General features: G+C 45.4%; 16 protein-coding genes. 9 read left to right on the top strand and 7 right to left on the bottom strand.

Annotation, left to right across the window (positions count from 1 at the left end; translation table 11 throughout):
* The first annotated feature begins 280 nt into the window (after positions 1-280).
* The 3 genes from ettA (at position 281) to R8N49_RS12280 (ending at position 3,579) form a co-directional block, all read left to right on the top strand.
* Positions 281-1,948, top strand: coding sequence for an energy-dependent translational throttle protein EttA (ettA, locus tag R8N49_RS12290; RefSeq protein ID WP_005381894.1), 1,668 nt, complete (start codon positions 281-283; stop codon positions 1,946-1,948).
* 230 nt (positions 1,949-2,178) lie between these two features.
* Positions 2,179-2,538 carry a PilZ domain-containing protein gene (locus tag R8N49_RS12285; RefSeq protein WP_318189992.1) on the top strand — a complete coding sequence of 120 codons (360 nt, stop codon included), beginning with the start codon at positions 2,179-2,181 and terminating at the stop codon, positions 2,536-2,538.
* Between the two features lie 39 nt (positions 2,539-2,577).
* Positions 2,578-3,579, top strand: a complete 1,002-nt coding sequence (locus R8N49_RS12280; RefSeq protein WP_005381900.1) for a M23 family metallopeptidase — start codon at positions 2,578-2,580, stop codon at positions 3,577-3,579.
* A 77-nt stretch (positions 3,580-3,656) separates the two neighbouring features.
* Here the strand turns inward: R8N49_RS12280 and tyrA are convergent, their stop codons facing one another.
* The 3 genes from tyrA to nagZ all read right to left on the bottom strand — a co-directional run bounded on the left by tyrA (position 3,657) and on the right by nagZ (position 7,073).
* A complete protein-coding gene (gene tyrA, locus R8N49_RS12275; protein WP_065274195.1) occupies positions 3,657-4,784 on the bottom strand; it encodes a bifunctional chorismate mutase/prephenate dehydrogenase in 1,128 nt (375 codons plus the stop codon).
* A gap of 21 nt (positions 4,785-4,805) precedes the next feature.
* Positions 4,806-5,882 carry a 3-deoxy-7-phosphoheptulonate synthase gene (locus R8N49_RS12270; RefSeq protein ID WP_005381904.1) on the bottom strand — a complete coding sequence of 359 codons (1,077 nt, stop codon included), beginning with the start codon at positions 5,880-5,882 and terminating at the stop codon, positions 4,806-4,808.
* Between the two features lie 207 nt (positions 5,883-6,089).
* Positions 6,090-7,073: a beta-N-acetylhexosaminidase gene (gene nagZ, locus R8N49_RS12265; protein ID WP_065274194.1), complete on the bottom strand. Its 984-nt coding sequence runs from the start codon at positions 7,071-7,073 to the stop codon at positions 6,090-6,092.
* 99 nt (positions 7,074-7,172) lie between these two features.
* Between nagZ and R8N49_RS12260 the strand changes: the two genes are divergently transcribed.
* Both R8N49_RS12260 and murQ read left to right on the top strand, forming a co-directional pair.
* Positions 7,173-8,285: an anhydro-N-acetylmuramic acid kinase gene (locus tag R8N49_RS12260; RefSeq protein ID WP_033906112.1), complete on the top strand. Its 1,113-nt coding sequence runs from the start codon at positions 7,173-7,175 to the stop codon at positions 8,283-8,285.
* Positions 8,286-8,321: 36 nt separating this feature from the next.
* Entirely contained in the window at positions 8,322-9,251 is a 930-nt protein-coding gene (murQ, locus tag R8N49_RS12255) for an N-acetylmuramic acid 6-phosphate etherase (RefSeq protein ID WP_017636161.1), read from the top strand.
* Between the two features lie 51 nt (positions 9,252-9,302).
* Here the strand turns inward: murQ and R8N49_RS12250 are convergent, their stop codons facing one another.
* Both R8N49_RS12250 and R8N49_RS12245 read right to left on the bottom strand, forming a co-directional pair.
* On the bottom strand, positions 9,303-9,575 hold the full coding sequence (locus tag R8N49_RS12250) for a hypothetical protein (protein ID WP_053306896.1): 273 nt from the start codon (positions 9,573-9,575) through the stop codon (positions 9,303-9,305).
* A 114-nt stretch (positions 9,576-9,689) separates the two neighbouring features.
* A complete protein-coding gene (locus R8N49_RS12245) occupies positions 9,690-10,031 on the bottom strand; it encodes a DUF2799 domain-containing protein (protein ID WP_005381912.1) in 342 nt (113 codons plus the stop codon).
* 280 nt (positions 10,032-10,311) lie between these two features.
* Here R8N49_RS12245 and R8N49_RS12240 point away from each other — a divergent pair, with 280 nt between their 5' ends.
* The 4 genes from R8N49_RS12240 (at position 10,312) to R8N49_RS12225 (ending at position 14,965) form a co-directional block, all read left to right on the top strand.
* Positions 10,312-11,796, top strand: coding sequence for a carbon starvation protein A (locus tag R8N49_RS12240; RefSeq protein ID WP_005381914.1), 1,485 nt, complete (start codon positions 10,312-10,314; stop codon positions 11,794-11,796).
* Between the two features lie 193 nt (positions 11,797-11,989).
* Positions 11,990-13,660 carry a sensor histidine kinase gene (locus R8N49_RS12235; RefSeq protein WP_318189991.1) on the top strand — a complete coding sequence of 557 codons (1,671 nt, stop codon included), beginning with the start codon at positions 11,990-11,992 and terminating at the stop codon, positions 13,658-13,660.
* A gap of 31 nt (positions 13,661-13,691) precedes the next feature.
* A complete protein-coding gene (gene btsR / locus R8N49_RS12230) occupies positions 13,692-14,420 on the top strand; it encodes a two-component system response regulator BtsR (RefSeq protein ID WP_005381917.1) in 729 nt (242 codons plus the stop codon).
* 71 nt (positions 14,421-14,491) lie between these two features.
* Complete coding sequence (locus R8N49_RS12225) at positions 14,492-14,965, top strand: low molecular weight phosphatase family protein (RefSeq protein ID WP_017636163.1); 474 nt, start codon at positions 14,492-14,494, stop codon at positions 14,963-14,965.
* Between the two features lie 46 nt (positions 14,966-15,011).
* Here the strand turns inward: R8N49_RS12225 and ispH are convergent, their stop codons facing one another.
* Positions 15,012-15,977 (bottom strand): 4-hydroxy-3-methylbut-2-enyl diphosphate reductase, encoded by a 966-nt coding sequence (gene ispH, locus R8N49_RS12220; RefSeq protein ID WP_017636164.1) that lies wholly within the window; start codon positions 15,975-15,977, stop codon positions 15,012-15,014.
* Positions 15,978-16,001: 24 nt separating this feature from the next.
* Positions 16,002-16,433, bottom strand: a complete 432-nt coding sequence (fkpB, locus tag R8N49_RS12215) for an FKBP-type peptidyl-prolyl cis-trans isomerase (protein WP_005381922.1) — start codon at positions 16,431-16,433, stop codon at positions 16,002-16,004.
* Positions 16,434-16,458 lie beyond the last annotated feature (25 nt).

Below are 16,458 nucleotides of genomic sequence, written 5' to 3'. Positions count from 1 at the left end.
ACACAGAATGCAGATGTCCATGTAAAGCAACTTAGTGTATTAAAAATTGTACTCGTCAAACTTTTAAGACGATGGAGACAAAGCGTTTCTAACTCGCATAGAAAACACTTCGTCATTCTTAACGAATAACAAAAGTGTATACCCTAACCGTGTAAGTTTCCGGTCAGCTCAAAATAAGAAATCCATTCGTTAGGGAAATTCTTGCAATGCGGTAACAAAAACAAAGCACTTGGTATAAAATGATGGGTTTGAATGACAGTTAATTTAGGAACGATCGGCAATGGCTGAATACGTATATACCATGTCGCGGGTGAGCAAAATTGTGCCACCTAAGCGTCAAATTCTTAAAGACATCTCTCTGAGCTTCTTCCCTGGTGCGAAAATCGGTGTTTTAGGTCTGAACGGTGCAGGTAAATCCACACTGCTACGTATCATGGCAGGTATCGACACGGATATCGACGGTGAAGCGCGTCCACAACCTGGTCTAAACGTAGGTTACCTACCTCAGGAACCAGTATTAGACGAATCAAAAACCGTTCGTGAAGTTGTTGAAGAAGCGGTTGCTGACGTTGCTGACGCTCTGAAACGTTTGGACGCAGTCTACGCAGCATACGCTGAACCAGATGCAGACTTCGACGCACTTGCAAAAGAGCAAGGCGAGCTAGAAGCCCTTATCCAAGCGAAAGATGGCCACAACCTAGAAAATGCGCTTGAGCGTGCGGCAAACGCACTTCGTTTACCTGAATGGGACCAAAAAATTGCGCACCTATCAGGTGGTGAACGCCGCCGTGTGGCTATTTGTCGCTTGCTACTTTCTAAGCCAGACATGCTACTGCTTGATGAGCCTACCAACCACCTAGATGCAGAATCAGTGGCTTGGCTAGAGCGCTTCTTAGTGGATTACACAGGTACCGTAGTAGCCATCACCCACGACCGTTACTTCCTAGATAACGCTGCGGGCTGGATCTTAGAACTGGACCGTGGTGAAGGTATCCCATGGGAAGGCAACTACACCTCATGGCTGGAGCAAAAAGACGCTCGTCTACAACAAGAAGCCTCCCAAGAGAGTGCTCGCCAAAAGACTATCGAGAAAGAGCTTGAGTGGGTACGTAAAAACCCTAAAGGTCGTCAAGCGAAGTCAAAAGCACGTATGGCTCGCTTTGAAGAACTGCAAAGCTCTGATCACCAAAAACGTAATGAAACCAATGAACTATTTATCCCACCAGGTGAGCGTCTAGGTGATAAGGTTATTGAAGTGAAGAACCTGACCAAGTCATTTGACGGTCGAGTTCTGATTGATGACCTGTCATTCAGCATCCCTAAAGGTGCAATTGTTGGTATCATCGGTGCTAACGGCGCAGGTAAATCGACGCTATTCAAGATGTTAAGTGGTACTGAACAACCAGACTCGGGCACAATTGAGATGGGCGATACAGTAAAACTGGCATCGGTCGATCAGTTCCGTGACAGCATGGACGATTCTAAAACCGTATTCCAAGAGATCTCTGAAGGTGCTGATATCATTAAGATCAACAACTTCGAAATCCCAGCTCGTGCATACTGTTCACGCTTTAACTTTAAAGGCAGTGACCAACAAAAGATTATTGGTGAACTATCGGGTGGTGAGCGTAACCGTGTCCACCTTGCGAAGCTGCTTAAAGCGGGCGGTAACGTGTTGCTACTCGACGAACCAACCAATGACCTTGACGTTGAAACACTGCGTGCTCTAGAAGAAGCGTTACTAGAGTTCCCTGGTTGTGCAATGGTTATCTCGCACGACCGTTGGTTCCTTGACCGTATCGCTACCCACATCATTGACTACCGTGACGAAGGCCAAGTTAACTTCTACGAAGGTAACTACACAGAGTACATGGATTGGTTGAAGAAAACATTGGGTCCTGAAGCCGCAGAACCACACCGTATCAAATACAAGCGTATTGCGAAGTAATCGCAACCCACAAAGTTTGATTGTAATTTGTACAAAGGCCGCTATCATAGCGGCCTTTGTTTTCTTTGTTATAAAAAGAGCTCATTAGCCCGTCTCGTTCGTTAAGAACATGACATTGCACTTACGTCACTCTGTAGCGACTTCGACACTTTTCAAACAACAATCGAACATTTTTTGTTCGTATTGATATACTATTCAATTCTGTTTGACGACCTGACGAGAATATTCATATGACAGAGAGACGACGCTTTTCACGTATTCTCCATCAAGCTCCAGCTAAGATAGAACAACGTGACTTGGCAATTGAAGCTAGGATTCAAGATCTTTCCTTGCATGGTTTACTCATGAAAGTGGAAGAGACTGAGGCTTTGGATCCAACCCTTCCAGTCCATGTGACTTTTTCATTTGATCAATCCGAACAAGTGATTACGTTAAAAGCGCAAGTTGTGAATGTCTCTAAGTGTGAGGTTAGGTTGAAGATCGCTAAGATAGACATCGAAAGCATTAGCCAACTAAAACGATTTATAGAATTGAATGTAGGCAATAACGACCTTCTGAATCGAGAGTTAGAGCACCTCTCTGGTTTTTAGGAGAAAAATAAATGAACGCCTATTTAAGTAACAATAACTATGTCTAAAAAAATCATCATGCAGATCCCGACGAAAGACGGCGATCAGCAGTTCTATTTGGGCCGCAGTTCGGTCCTAGCAGTATTTGCTTCAGTATTGGCATTACCCGCCGTCGTTGGTGGCGCGTGGTACCTTAATCAGCAGCAGATGCACAATAAAGACGAACTAACACAAATCATCGCCAAACTGGAAAGTGAAAAGGCCGAAGTGACGGCTCTTTACGAAGAGCAGCTTGATACCAATCATTCGCTTTCCCAATCTTTGACGGACAAAAACAATCAAATTCAGCTATTGGGCAAACGGGTATTCGACGTTGAATCGGTTTTAGGTCTCGCAGACGAAGAGTTGATGATCGATGAGAACAGCATGGGGTTAGAGGAGCGAATTGACGCAGCCGCTATCGATTCTGCTGTTCGCGCGACGATGTTCCGTTTGATACCAAATGACAGTCCAGTCACATACCAACGTATTTCTTCTTCTTACGGCAGTCGTATTAATCCGATTTCAGGTAAGAGGCATGTTCATACTGGTATCGATCTGACTTGTAAAAGAGGAGAAGAGATCCTGGCACCGGCTGACGGTGTGGTGGAAACCGTTCGCCCGAGCAATCGTGGTTATGGTAACTATGTCACCATTCGTCACTCATTTGGCTTTATGAGCTCCTTTGCTCATCTACAACGCTTCAAAGTGAAAAGCGGTCAGTTTGTTAGTAAAGGCGACATCATTGCTCAATGCGGTAACTCTGGCAACTCCACAGGGCCACACTTGCACTATGAAGTACGCTTCCTCGGACGAGCACTCAACCCTCAATACTTAATGGAGTGGACACCAGAAAACTTCAATGACGTCTTTGAAAAAGAGAAAAAAGTGAAATGGGGACCTTTGGTTCAATTGATTGATAACGTTGTACGCCTACAAGTCAATTTAACCAATTCACCCTATCGCGATACCAGTATCAACACAGTATCAAGTGAAGATACGAGTAATACTGCGACGAACTGATTTGTCCATCAACACGAAAAAGAGCAGCTTACGCTGCTCTTTTTGTTTCGGACTCTGCACGGCTAAATGACCCGTGATTAGCCGCGATGAATATTATCATTCGCCTGTTTGAGTAAGTTTTGGCTCTCATTCATAAATTGTTGAGAATAAGTACCAAACCAATCACTCACCTGCTTAAAGCTTTCGATGAATCGCGCTTTGTCTCTGCTATCCAGAATCGCTACCGCATCACCTAAACGCTGATGGAATCGCTTGATCATATCGATATTCTCTTGAGAAGAGAAAATGATATCACCGTACAAGTTCGGATCCTGACCAAACAGTCGTCCCACCATCGCCAATTCAAGGCGGTAGATTGGCGAGCTTAACTTCAACAACTGATCGATGTTCGGATTCTCTTTGCTAAGGTGCATACCGTAAGCAAACGACGTGAAGTGGCGTAACGCCTGAATCAACGTCATGCCATGATCGTGCTCTTGTGCATCGATTTGGCACAAGCTTGCGCCCCAAATTCCAAACTGTTGCAATAGCCATTGGTAATGCTCGTGACCACGACCATCACAGTACACAATAACCTGCTTGGCAAGGCTCGGAACATCTGGGCCAAACATTGGGTGTAAACCAACTACAGGACCTTGGTGCACATTCAACATTGCTTGCAGAGGCTTCGACTTGATAGAAGTCAGGTCACACAGAATGCAGTCTTGCGGCAAGTTCCCCAGTTTTTCGATCACCCCTTCCGTTAGATGAATCGGCACCGTGACCACGACTAAACCCGCGTTGTCTAGACTCTCATCCGCATGATCCCAGTCTTTACTGCCGAGAACTTTGACCTGGTAGCCCGACAATTTGAACATACGCCCAAACAGGCCACCCAATTGACCATTACCACCAATAATAACAACTGAGCGTAAATCAGGGTTCAAACACTTAAAACCGGAATCTTTCTCGCTGGCATAAGACTCACGCATTGTTCGACGCAGAATATCTTCAATAAGCTGTGGAGGAATTCCCATTTTTTCAGCTTCAGCGCGACGAGAAGCTAACATCGCCGCTTCGCGGTCTGGAGCATAAATTGGCAAACCATGTTCGCTTTTTACTTCCCCAACTTTCTCTACGAGCGCTAAACGCTGAGCCAATAGCTCCAACATTTGCTTGTCGACTGCATCAATCTGATCGCGTAATGCGTTAAGTTCAACTGCCATTGATGTTCCTTAAATCCTGTATTAATTAGCCTTTAGACGATTTTCTAAGAAAGGCACTAGCTCTTCATGTGCATGACGTAATAGTGCCTCAGTTGAATCCCAATTGATACATGCGTCAGTGATAGATACACCGTATTTCATCTCTTCAAGAGCTAAGTCAGAAGATTGATTTCCTTCATTGATATGGCTTTCAATCATAAGACCGATAATAGATTTATTGCCTTCACGGATTTGATGAATCACATCCTCCGCGACTAATGGCTGGCGACGGTAATCTTTACGTGAGTTGGCGTGACTGCAATCCACCATTAATGAAGCATCAAGACCAGATTTCGCCATCTCTTGCTCACACTCAGTGACTGATACCGAATCGTAGTTAGTTTGCTTGCCGCCACGTAAGATCACATGTCCATTAGCATTGCCCTGGGTGGTTAACAGTGCGACTTGTCCCTCACGGTTAATTCCCATAAAACGGTGGCTAGAGGACGCAGCTTGCATCGCGTTAATTGCGGTTGCCAAACTGCCATCGGTGCCATTCTTAAAACCGATTGGCATAGACAGGCCGCTTGCCATTTCACGGTGAGTTTGTGACTCCGTCGTACGTGCGCCGATTGCAGCCCAGCTAAAAGTATCCGCCAGGTATTGTGGGCTAATTGGGTCTAGAGCCTCAGTCGCGAGCGGGATTTCCATTTCTGCCAACTCCACCAGAAGTTCGCGTCCAACATGCAGACCGTGTTCAATATCGAAACTGCCGTCTAGGTGTGGGTCATTGATCAGGCCTTTCCAGCCGACCGTGGTGCGCGGCTTCTCAAAGTAAACACGCATAACAATATACAGTTGGTCACTTAGTTGTTCAGAGAGTGCTTTAAGTCGCTTTGCGTAATCCTTCGCCGCTTCCACGTCGTGGATAGAACATGGACCGCATACAACAAGCAGGCGGTGATCCTTCTTGTGAATAATATTAGCGATAGTTTGACGAGACTCTTGAATAAAGCGACGTGCTTTTTCACTCAAAGGAAGCTTGGTTTTTAGTTCCTCCGGAGTAATAAGAACCTGTTCTTCGATAATATTAATATTGCTCAACTCACTTTTCTGCATAACTCTAACCTGTATATTTATTTTTACACCCAACCAAACCTTTGGTGAGACAACTAAGCTTTAAAGACAAGATAACAGGCTAAAAAAGAAAAACAAGCGTACAGAATAAAAAACATTTAGTGTAAATTAAAATTTACAGTCAAATAAAAAGCCAAAGCATAATTAACTTTGGCTTCTCATCGCTGTTTTGAATCTTTTACAAGAGGTTTAGCTAGTCAAGCGTTTCATCGCTTCACTCGCCGCTTTCCACTCTTGAGATAGCTTAAGTTCGCTTGGAGAAAATGACTGTTTTTTCAGTAATCCATCCGCGAGTGGCACGGTTGAAACCTGTAAGTTGTCTAATACCTCAACGTGCGCTTCTCGTTTATTACACATTAACAACATATCGCAACCAGCTCTCAATGCTTGAGCACCTCGCTCGGCTGGGCTGCCCATAATCGCAGCGCCTTCCATGGTCAAATCATCCGAAAAAACCAAACCTTTAAAACCCAATTGCTGACGCAGGACCTGTTTTAACCAGTATTCAGAACCGCTGGCTGGTTGAGCATCATAATGTGGGAAAATCACGTGAGCAGGCATCATGGCATCTAAAATACCGGCATCAATTTGCGCTTTGAAGATCGCCATATCTTGTTCAAAAATGTCGCTGCGCTCGTCGTATGGTGTTTCTAGATGTGAGTCTGCAATCACGCCACCATGTCCAGGGAAGTGCTTTCCTGTCGTTGCCATGCCAACACTCTTCATTCCTTGCATATAAGCAGTGCTATAGCGAAGAATGGTATCGGCATCTTCACCGAATGCACGGTTACCGATCGCTTTACATTGATGGCCTTGGTCAAGTACCGGGGCAAAGCTTAAATCAATATCATGGGCAATCAGCTCTGCTGCCATTAACCAACCGCCCATACGAGCAAGCTCTTCACCATTTTGATATTTAGCGTACTCATCAGCAGCAGGAATTAATGAGAAACCTTCACGAAAGCGCTGCACTCGGCCGCCTTCTTGATCCACACCGATCAAAAACGGGCGCTTAGCCGCCTTTCGGATGGATTGAGTAAGTGCTTGAAGCTGTTCGCTATCATGATAGTTGCGAGCAAATAGAATTAATCCACCAACCGTAGGATGCTCCAAGATTTCTTTGTCTTCAGCGGTCAGTTCATACCCCGCAACGTCAACCCATAACGGTCCCATGTTTTCTCCTCAAAATCGGCTGAATATCTCGTATTCGATGAGGTTATTCGCTTCAGATTTGCTTTACAATAAGTGAATGAAGAATTGACGAGATCGGCTATGAAATTTAACGAACTGTACATTGGTGTGATGTCTGGAACGAGTATGGATGGCGTTGATACCGCTCTAGTTGAAATAAGCGATGAGCATGTTCGTCTGATTGCGCACGACGACTACCCAATGCCCGCAGCGCTAAAAGACATGCTGTTATCTGTTTGTACCGGTCAAGCAACAAATTTAAAAACCATAGGTGAACTTGACCACCAGCTCGGCCACCTATTTGCAGATGCTGTGTTACAGCTACTCAATAAGTCTGGCTACGTCGCAGAGCAAATTCGTGCGATTGGTAATCACGGTCAAACAGTGTTCCATCAGCCTACCGGAAACTTGCCGTTTACCACTCAATTGGGCGATGCAAACATTATCGCAGTCAAGACAGGCATTGATACGGTAGCGGATTTTCGTCGTAAAGACATGGCGCTAGGTGGACAAGGTGCCCCACTCGTCCCTGCTTTCCATAAAAGCATTTTTGCGATGCAGGATTCCACAATTGTGGTGCTTAACATTGGAGGCATTGCCAATATCTCGGTACTGCATCCAGAACAACCAGTCATTGGCTATGACACAGGCCCGGGCAATATGTTGATGGACGCATGGTGTGCGCTGCATACTGGGCAAAGCTTCGACGAAGATGCACAATTTGCACTTAAAGGAACGGTAAACGCTACTTTGTTGACTCAATTACTCAAAGAAGCTTACCTCGCCATGCCTGCCCCTAAAAGTACCGGGCGAGAACTGTTCAATATTGACTGGCTGCATCAACAACTGGCCCATCACAATTTACCAATCGAAGACGTACAACGTACACTTTGCGAGTATTCTGCAATTACCATTGCCAACGAAGTCGACAAGTTTTCTCATGGCATCACACCTCAACTATTAGTCTGTGGCGGTGGAGCAAGAAACCCGCTTTTGATGCAGCGACTAGCTAAGTTATTGCCACAATGGAGCGTTGCGACAACGGCAGAAAAAGGTGTTGATGGCGATTACATGGAAGCAATGGCGTTTGCTTGGCTTGCGCAGCGCCATATTCACGGCCTCCCTAGCAACTTACCGGAAGTTACGGGGGCAAGTCGTCTCGCTTCACTGGGTGTACTCTATTCAAAAAATTAAGGGCAATAGATCCTAAACAAAAAGGCTTAATTCATTATGACGAACGATGCACTTATCGCAGCTTTATCCCATCTGGTATCTGAAGGGCGAAACCCAGACACCATGGACATCGACTTGCTGCCTTCTCTCGATATTGTTCAACGCATCAACCAACAGGACAAACTCGTTCCTCTTGCCGTTGAAAAAGTGTTGCCTGAGATCGCTGAAGCCGTTGATAAGATCACGGAAGCATTTAAGGTCGGAGGTCGGTTGTTTTACATCGGTGCGGGTACCAGTGGTCGACTTGGCGTTTTGGATGCTTCAGAATGCCCACCAACTTTTGGCACAGATCCAGAGATGGTCGTTGGTATTATTGCCGGTGGAAAAGAGGCAATGTTCCGTGCAAAGGAAGGGGCGGAGGACGATCCAGCATTGGGTGAGCAAGATCTTAAAGAGAATACGCTAACACAACGCGATGTCGTCGTTGGTATTGCGGCAAGTGGACGAACACCTTACGTGATTGGTGGCTTAGAGTATGCGAACGAGCTTGGTGCCACCACTGTAGCACTATCTTGTAACCCTGACTCTCCGATTGCAGATATTGCTGATATTGCGATTAGCCCCGTTGTTGGACCTGAAGCGTTAACGGGATCCACTCGCTTAAAATCAGGGACGGCACAAAAACTCGTACTAAACATGCTCACTACCGCAAGCATGATTCGCCTGGGCAAAAGTTATCAGAACTTAATGGTAGATGTGAAAGCGACGAATGCAAAGCTAGTTGCAAGAGCGGCTCGTATTGTTATGCAAGCAACAGATTGTACTAACCAAGAGGCTAAAACGGCGCTCAAAGAAACGGACTACGACGCCAAGTTAGCGATTTTGATGATTTTAACCGGGCTGGATAGAGAAAGCGCGACTGAGCAACTGAACGCCAAGCAAGGATATTTAAGAAAAGTCGTGATCGCGCAAACTAATCAATCTTAATCAATAAAGCGCCTCACTTATTTAAAAGTCAGGCGCCTTTTATGGCTTAATTTAGTAGTTCAATCGTTCAATGTGAGTAATACCGACTTTACCTTCAAGGTCACTGAACATATGAACCATTGCTGGGTATGGTTGTGCTCCAGGGTAGACAACTTCTGCATTACAGAAAAACGCATAGTTTTGTCCGGCTACGACTTGAGTAGCCACAACCAAAGGGGAGTATTTGACACAGACAAACCCCTCGATACCTTTAGCAAATACTTCTTTATTCTCTGCTGTGAGTTCATGAAATGGACTCCAGCCACCAGCCATTTGCGTTGACATAATGTGATTCCTTTTTTTCTGTGCTCACTATTAAGAAATATGAGCACAGTTTAATAAGGAAGATTTTGCCACATTTATGTGATGCAGACAGTGTAACAACGGCTTTATTGACTATTAATTTGAGTATTCATTCCAACCACGTTGCCATTCCATGCGGAATTTTTGCGCTTGCTCAGTACCTTCACAAACCCCTTCGTAATACTGACCAGATAACCCCATTTGATACGCAAAAGCAGGATTACAGTACTCACGTAAACCTTCTAAATAACCTTGGTCGTAGTCACTTTGCTTAACACTACCCAACTCACGAAGCTCGCTCATCGTGCGCGATGTGTGTCCGGTTATGCCATCTTGATATCCGATCTGATGCCAATCTCCCGACTTGGCAAGATCTGCTGTCGTTGCTGTGCATCCTGCAAGTAAAGCCAGTGCCAGACCTACCGTTACCTTTTTCATGGTTCTTCCTTAAGTAATTGTTTTCAAAAATAAGCTTACCACTAATTATTGGCGCTTGCCGCTGAGCTTGCAGATTTAACCACTGATGACTCAAATCAGCCGCTCAAGACTGTCATCAACCTTTCGCCATTTTTAAAAACCGCTCAAGCAGCATATCGACCACTCAGTGCTCTATTCGACCACTCATCTACTAACCGAATGCATTTAACACAAGTGACGCATAACATGCATCCTGAGATTAAAAAATTACCCTACCCAACTAAGACCAAGGACAATTGCTATGATGTGGTTTCTAACCTGTGTCGCAGCCCTAATCGGCGGATACTTCATCTACGGCGCTTTCGTCGAGAAGATTTTCGGCATCAATGAAAAACGCCAAACGCCAGCTCACACCAAATCGGACGGTGTTGACTTCGTTCCAATGTCAACAAAGAAAGTTTACCTAGTTCAACTACTTAACATCGCAGGTGTTGGTCCAATTTTTGGCCCGATCATGGGGGCACTATACGGTCCTGCGGCGATGCTTTGGATTGTAGTCGGTTGTATTTTTGCTGGTGCAGTACACGATTACTTCTCAGGCATGCTTTCAGTGCGTAACGGCGGTGCATCTGTACCTACCATTACAGGTCGCTACCTAGGTAATGGCGCAAAACACTTTATGAATATTTTTGCCATTGTCCTATTGCTTCTAGTTGGCGTAGTGTTCGTTTCAGCCCCTGCTGGCATGATTACTAACCTCATCAATGATCAAACAAGCTTGAGTGTAAGCATGACAACGATGGTTATTGCTATCTTTGCTTACTACATCATTGCGACGATTGTTCCTGTCGATAAAATCATTGGTCGTTTCTACCCACTGTTTGGCGCCCTACTTATCTTTATGTCTGTTGGCCTAATGACAGCCGTTGCTTTCTCTAGCGAACACACAGTAATGGGTGACTTCCAAGTTTCGGACATGTTCTCTAACCTCAACCCAAATGACATGCCGTTATGGCCTGCATTGTTCATCACTATCGCATGTGGCGCTATCTCTGGCTTCCACGCAACTCAGTCTCCACTGATGGCGCGTTGTATGGAAAATGAGAAAAACGGTCGCTTCGTATTCTACGGTGCAATGATTGGTGAAGGTGTTATCGCGCTAATTTGGTGTGCTATCGCTCTGTCTTTCTTCGGCTCTCTAGACGCTCTATCAGAAGCTGTGAAAAACGGTGGCCCTGGTAACGTGGTATACAGCGCATCATTTGGTCTGCTAGGTGTGTTCGGTGGTATCCTTGCGTTCCTGGGTGTGGTTATCCTACCAATTACGTCTGGCGATACAGCGTTCCGTTCAAGCCGCTTGATCCTTGCTGAATACTTCAACATGGAACAAAAAACGCTACGTAACCGTCTACTGATGGCACTTCCACTGTTCGTTATCGGCGGTATCTTAACTCAAGTAGACTTCGGCATTATCTGGCGCTACTTCGGTTTTGCAAACCAAACAACAGCGGTAATGATGCTTTGGACTGCGTCCGCTTACCTACTGCGTCACAACAAGCTGCACTGGATTACCACTATCCCAGCTATCTTCATGACCACGGTATGTGTCACGTTCATCTTAAACAACAGCTCGCTAGGTTTTGGTCTGCCAATGCAACTATCAACTATCGTAGGTATTGTGTTTGCCCTAGCTGTGACAGGTTACGTTATCAAAACCTCTAAGGGTAAAGGTGAAACTGAACTGGCTGACGAAGAGAAACCACAAGCCGTATCAGAAACAGCGTAATACTCGTCACATCTGAGTGACTAAGATAGGAGCCTGCCAATTGCAGGCTCTTTTTGTTTTATACCCAAGTCACTTTAAGACTCAGAAAGCACAGCGCAGCATCATTTACTTAGCTGTTCTTATCTATCTGAGCCAAGCATCTTGAGGTTACTTAGGTATACAATAACAACATTGATTCTAGGTTAGGTTCACTATGGAACTGGTCATCTCCCTTTTACAACAGATGTGTGTGTACTTAGTTTTGGCTTACATGCTAAGTAAAACGCCAATCATCTTACCTTTGCTGAGTATTTCTTCGCGCTTAAGCCACCGCCTAATTTGTTACGTACTCTTCTCTGGCTTTTGTATTCTCGGCACCTATTTCGGTCTGCACATCAACGATGCTATTGCCAATACTCGTGCGATCGGCGCAGTTATGGGCGGGCTGTTTGGTGGACCTGTTGTAGGTTTCGCCGTCGGATTTACTGGTGGCATCCATCGATACTCTCTTGGTGGCTTTACTGACCTAGCCTGCGCAATTTCAACCACCGCCGAGGGCGTAATTGGTGGCTTGCTCCACGTTTACCTTATCAAGCGAAATAAAGGCGCATTGCTGTTTAATCCAAGCGTCGTATTCAGCGTCACGTTTGTTGCAGAAGTGGTGCAAATGATTTTGCTGCTCGCCGTCGCGAAACCTTTTGATCAAGCCTATGAACTGGTGTCCGCTATTGCAGCGCCTATGATCATCGCGAACTCATTTGGTGCGGCGTTGTTCATGAGTATCCTGCAAGACAGAAAAGCAATCTTTGAAAAGTTTTCTGCGACGTTTTCGCGTCGAGCGCTCACCATTGCTGATCGCTCAGTGGGAATTCTAAGCAACGGCTTCAACACCGAAAACGCAGAGAAAATCGCACGTATTATTTACGAAGAAACCAAAGTGGGCGCTGTCGCGATTACTGACCAAGAAAAGATCTTGGCGTTTGTGGGCATTGGCGATGATCACCATAAACCGAACACGCCGATTTCATCGCAAAGCACATTAGACTCCATGGAGAAAAACGACATCATTTATCTTGATGGTGCGGAGCGTCCATACCAATGCTCCATTGCAAAAGATTGCAAGCTCGGATCTGCGCTGATCATCCCACTGCGTGCAGGGAAAGAGGTCATTGGTACCATAAAGCTGTATGAACCGAAGCGTAAATTGTTCTCGACGGCCAACATGTCGATGGCGGAAGGAATAGCCCAGCTTCTATCTAGCCAAATCCTTTATGGCGATTACCAACAACAACAAGCCTTACTCGCCCAAGCAGAAATAAAATTGCTTCACGCTCAGGTGAATCCACACTTTTTGTTTAATGCACTCAATACTATTAGTGCGATTACTCGTCGTGACCCTGACAAAGCGCGCGAGCTAATCCAAAATCTATCGCACTTCTTCCGCAGCAATTTAAAGCAGAACATTAATACCGTGACGTTAAAGGAAGAGCTTGCACATGTGAACTCGTACTTGAGCATCGAAAAAGCGCGTTTTACGGAACGCTTAGAGGTTGAAATCGATATTCAACCTGAATTGCTGGACATCAAATTACCAAGCTTTACACTCCAGCCTTTGGTTGAGAATGCCATTAAGCATGGCATTTCAAACATGCTTGAAGGTGGTAAAGTTCATATATACAGCGAAGCACACCCACAAGGTCACTTGATTACCGTCGAAGACAACGCAGGCAGTTTTGAGCCGCCAAAAGAAAACCACTCAGGGCTAGGTTTAGAAATTGTCGACAAGCGTCTCACTAATCAATTTGGACGTGATGCAGCGCTAAAAATTACGTGCGAGCCACATCAATTTACTAAAATGAGCTTTATCATTCCCCCAAAATCATAAAAGCACGCTGAAGCAATAAAGGTAATGTTGGATGTTAACCGCACTCGTCATTGATGATGAACAGTTTGCTCGTGAAGAGCTAGCAGAGTTACTGGATGAAACAGGCCAAGTTGAGGTCGTGGGCGATGCCTCAAACGCAATCCTCGGCCTAAAAAAAATCAATGAACTCAAGCCTGATGTGGTGTTTCTCGATATCCAAATGCCTCAAGTCACGGGGATTGAATTACTAGGGATGCTTGATCCAGAAACCATGCCTTATGTGGTTTTTGTCACGGCTTATGATCAGTATGCGATTCAAGCATTTGAAGACAATGCCTTTGATTACTTGCTCAAACCTGTCGACCCATGCCGGCTAACTAAAACGGTAAAACGACTAAACAAAGTCATTAGCCAATCCGCCCTAACGCAACAACTGTCTGCTATTACACCTGACACGTTGGATCAAATACCGTGCATCGGACACAACCGCATCGTTATCATGGCCACCGACACGGTGGAATGTGCTTACAGTGATATCAGCGGCGTGCATGTACGCTCCACCAGCCAAACCGCGAGCACCCAACTGACATTAAAAACGTTGGAAGAGAAAACCCCTCTAGTCCGCTGCCATCGTCAATACTTAGTCAGTATTAAAGCGATTAGCGAAATCAAGTTACTGGAAAATGGGTTAGCGGAAATCATCACCAAAACAGGCTTTGAGATACCAGTAAGCCGCCGCTACTTAAAGGTGCTCAAAGAGATGCTCGGCATTAGCCACTAACACAAAAACTTCACACATCATCGCTGAGTTTCCGCTAGCGTATAAATAGGACGCTCTGAAAAGACGAGGCGATGATGTATAAAGTTTTATTCATATGTAAGCACAACGCTGGACGAAGCGTCCTCGCGGAGTCAATCGCAACCAATATCCTGCCAGCAGATTTTAGTGTCACCAGTGGAGGCTCACATCCCACAGGCAAGGTGCACCCAGTGGTGCAAAAATATTTAGATGACCACCAACTCCCCATTCCGCATATCCACACGCATTCATGGGAGGAGCGAACTCAGTTTCTTCCCGACATCGTTATTATTCTCTGTGATTCTTTACATCAAGAAACCGCTCCTCAGTGGCTTGCAGGTGGTGTTCGAGTAAACTGGCAAGTTGATGCTTTTCCGACCGATGGTTCTGATGAAGACATGTACGCACATTGCGAAAAGGTTGCTCAATCGCTTGAGCGAAGAATCACGAAGATGTCTGATATGATTATCGATGGTTTAGGAAAAGACCAAATTCGTGATTACCTAAATGAGTTAAGAGAGATGTAAAAAAGGCGACCCACAGGTCGCCTTTTGAATATTCGATAAATGGAGACTAATCCACTTGCTTGATTTGCAGTTCTTTAGGTACTTCAAAGAACATATTCTCTTCACGGCCAAGTACTTCATCAACCGCTTCGGCACCAACGAGTTCTTTGATTCGCTCTAGAATCTGATTAACGAGCTCTTCCGGAGCAGATGCTCCCGCAGTCACGCCGACCTTTGTTTTGCCTTCGAACCACTCAGGTTTGATATCTTCCGGACAGTCGGTTAAGTAGCCAGGTGTCCCTAGCTTTTCAGCTAGCTCTTTAAGACGTGTGGAGTTTGATGAGTTTTTAGAACCCACCACAACCATCACATCTACGTCACCAGCTAATTCACGTACGGCATCTTGGCGGTTTTGTGTCGCGTAACAGATATCGTCTTTACGTGGACCTTGGATATCTGGGAACACGCGGCGTAGCTCTTCGATAACATCGGCAGTTTCATCGACAGAAAGCGTCGTTTGGCTTACGTAATGAAGATCGGATGGATCTTTCACAATCGCCTTCAGTTTCTCAACATCGGCTGGAGTTTCAACCAAGTACATACCACCGGTTTCACTGGCGTATTGCCCCATCGTACCTTCGACTTCAGGGTGACCTGCGTGACCAATCAGAACCACTTCCATATTACGACGGCTCGCACGCGCCACTTCCATATGCACTTTGGTTACTAAAGGACACGTTGCGTCAAATACGGTCAAATCACGCAGCTTCGCTTCCTGACGAACCGCCTGCGATACACCATGAGCAGAAAAAATCACAATGTTGTTGTCTGGCACTTCGTGCAGTTCTTCAACGAAGATAGCACCACGCTGTTTTAGACCTTCAACCACAAAACGGTTATGCACCACTTCATGACGCACATAAATCGGTGGCTGATACATCTCTAGCGCACGCTCTACGATGCTAATCGCGCGGTCAACACCAGCACAGAAACCACGTGGGTTAGCTAACAGGATTTTCATTTCATTGCTCATGGAAGTTATCTTTTATTTGGTTCGCTATTCTACTGACAAAATTTCAACTTCGAAAGTCACGTCTTGTCCCGCTAGAGGATGGTTGAAGTCCACAGTGACTGAATCGCCTGCAATCTCTGTAATAATGCCCGGGATTTCCATGCCATCAGGGCCACTGAAGGCCATGATTGTACCAACTTCCACTTCTGCATCACCTACAAATTTAGTGCGATCCATATAGTGAATATGATCAGGGTTTGGCATACCAAACGCGTCTTCTGCCTTTAGCTCAATCGCTTTTTGTGCGCCTGTTTCGAGGCCTATCAAGCACTGCTCAAAGTTTTCACTCAAGCTGCCATCACCCATAACAAATTTCGCTGGTTTACCCATGTTATGAGTACTATCTGCAACCGATCCGTCTTTCATTTTAATCGTAAAGTGAAGGGTTACTACAGATTCATTGGTTATTGTTGTCACGTTAATGCTTCCTTGTTCTTGGGTT

The sequence above is a fragment of the Vibrio sp. 1978 genome, from assembly GCF_033344345.1.
This window is presented reverse-complemented; position numbering and strand designations above follow the sequence as displayed.

Coding starts and splice junctions, on each gene's coding strand:
- ettA (WP_005381894.1), top strand. CDS start 281: ATGGCTGAATACGTATATACCATGTCGCGGGTGAGCAAAATTGTGCCA.
- R8N49_RS12285 (WP_318189992.1), top strand. CDS start 2,179: ATGACAGAGAGACGACGCTTTTCACGTATTCTCCATCAAGCTCCAGCT.
- R8N49_RS12280 (WP_005381900.1), top strand. CDS start 2,578: ATGTCTAAAAAAATCATCATGCAGATCCCGACGAAAGACGGCGATCAG.
- tyrA (WP_065274195.1), bottom strand. CDS start 4,784: ATGGCAGTTGAACTTAACGCATTACGCGATCAGATTGATGCAGTCGAC.
- R8N49_RS12270 (WP_005381904.1), bottom strand. CDS start 5,882: ATGCAGAAAAGTGAGTTGAGCAATATTAATATTATCGAAGAACAGGTT.
- nagZ (WP_065274194.1), bottom strand. CDS start 7,073: ATGGGACCGTTATGGGTTGACGTTGCGGGGTATGAACTGACCGCTGAA.
- R8N49_RS12260 (WP_033906112.1), top strand. CDS start 7,173: ATGAAATTTAACGAACTGTACATTGGTGTGATGTCTGGAACGAGTATG.
- murQ (WP_017636161.1), top strand. CDS start 8,322: ATGACGAACGATGCACTTATCGCAGCTTTATCCCATCTGGTATCTGAA.
- R8N49_RS12250 (WP_053306896.1), bottom strand. CDS start 9,575: ATGTCAACGCAAATGGCTGGTGGCTGGAGTCCATTTCATGAACTCACA.
- R8N49_RS12245 (WP_005381912.1), bottom strand. CDS start 10,031: ATGAAAAAGGTAACGGTAGGTCTGGCACTGGCTTTACTTGCAGGATGC.
- R8N49_RS12240 (WP_005381914.1), top strand. CDS start 10,312: ATGATGTGGTTTCTAACCTGTGTCGCAGCCCTAATCGGCGGATACTTC.
- R8N49_RS12235 (WP_318189991.1), top strand. CDS start 11,990: ATGGAACTGGTCATCTCCCTTTTACAACAGATGTGTGTGTACTTAGTT.
- btsR (WP_005381917.1), top strand. CDS start 13,692: ATGTTAACCGCACTCGTCATTGATGATGAACAGTTTGCTCGTGAAGAG.
- R8N49_RS12225 (WP_017636163.1), top strand. CDS start 14,492: ATGATGTATAAAGTTTTATTCATATGTAAGCACAACGCTGGACGAAGC.
- ispH (WP_017636164.1), bottom strand. CDS start 15,977: ATGAGCAATGAAATGAAAATCCTGTTAGCTAACCCACGTGGTTTCTGT.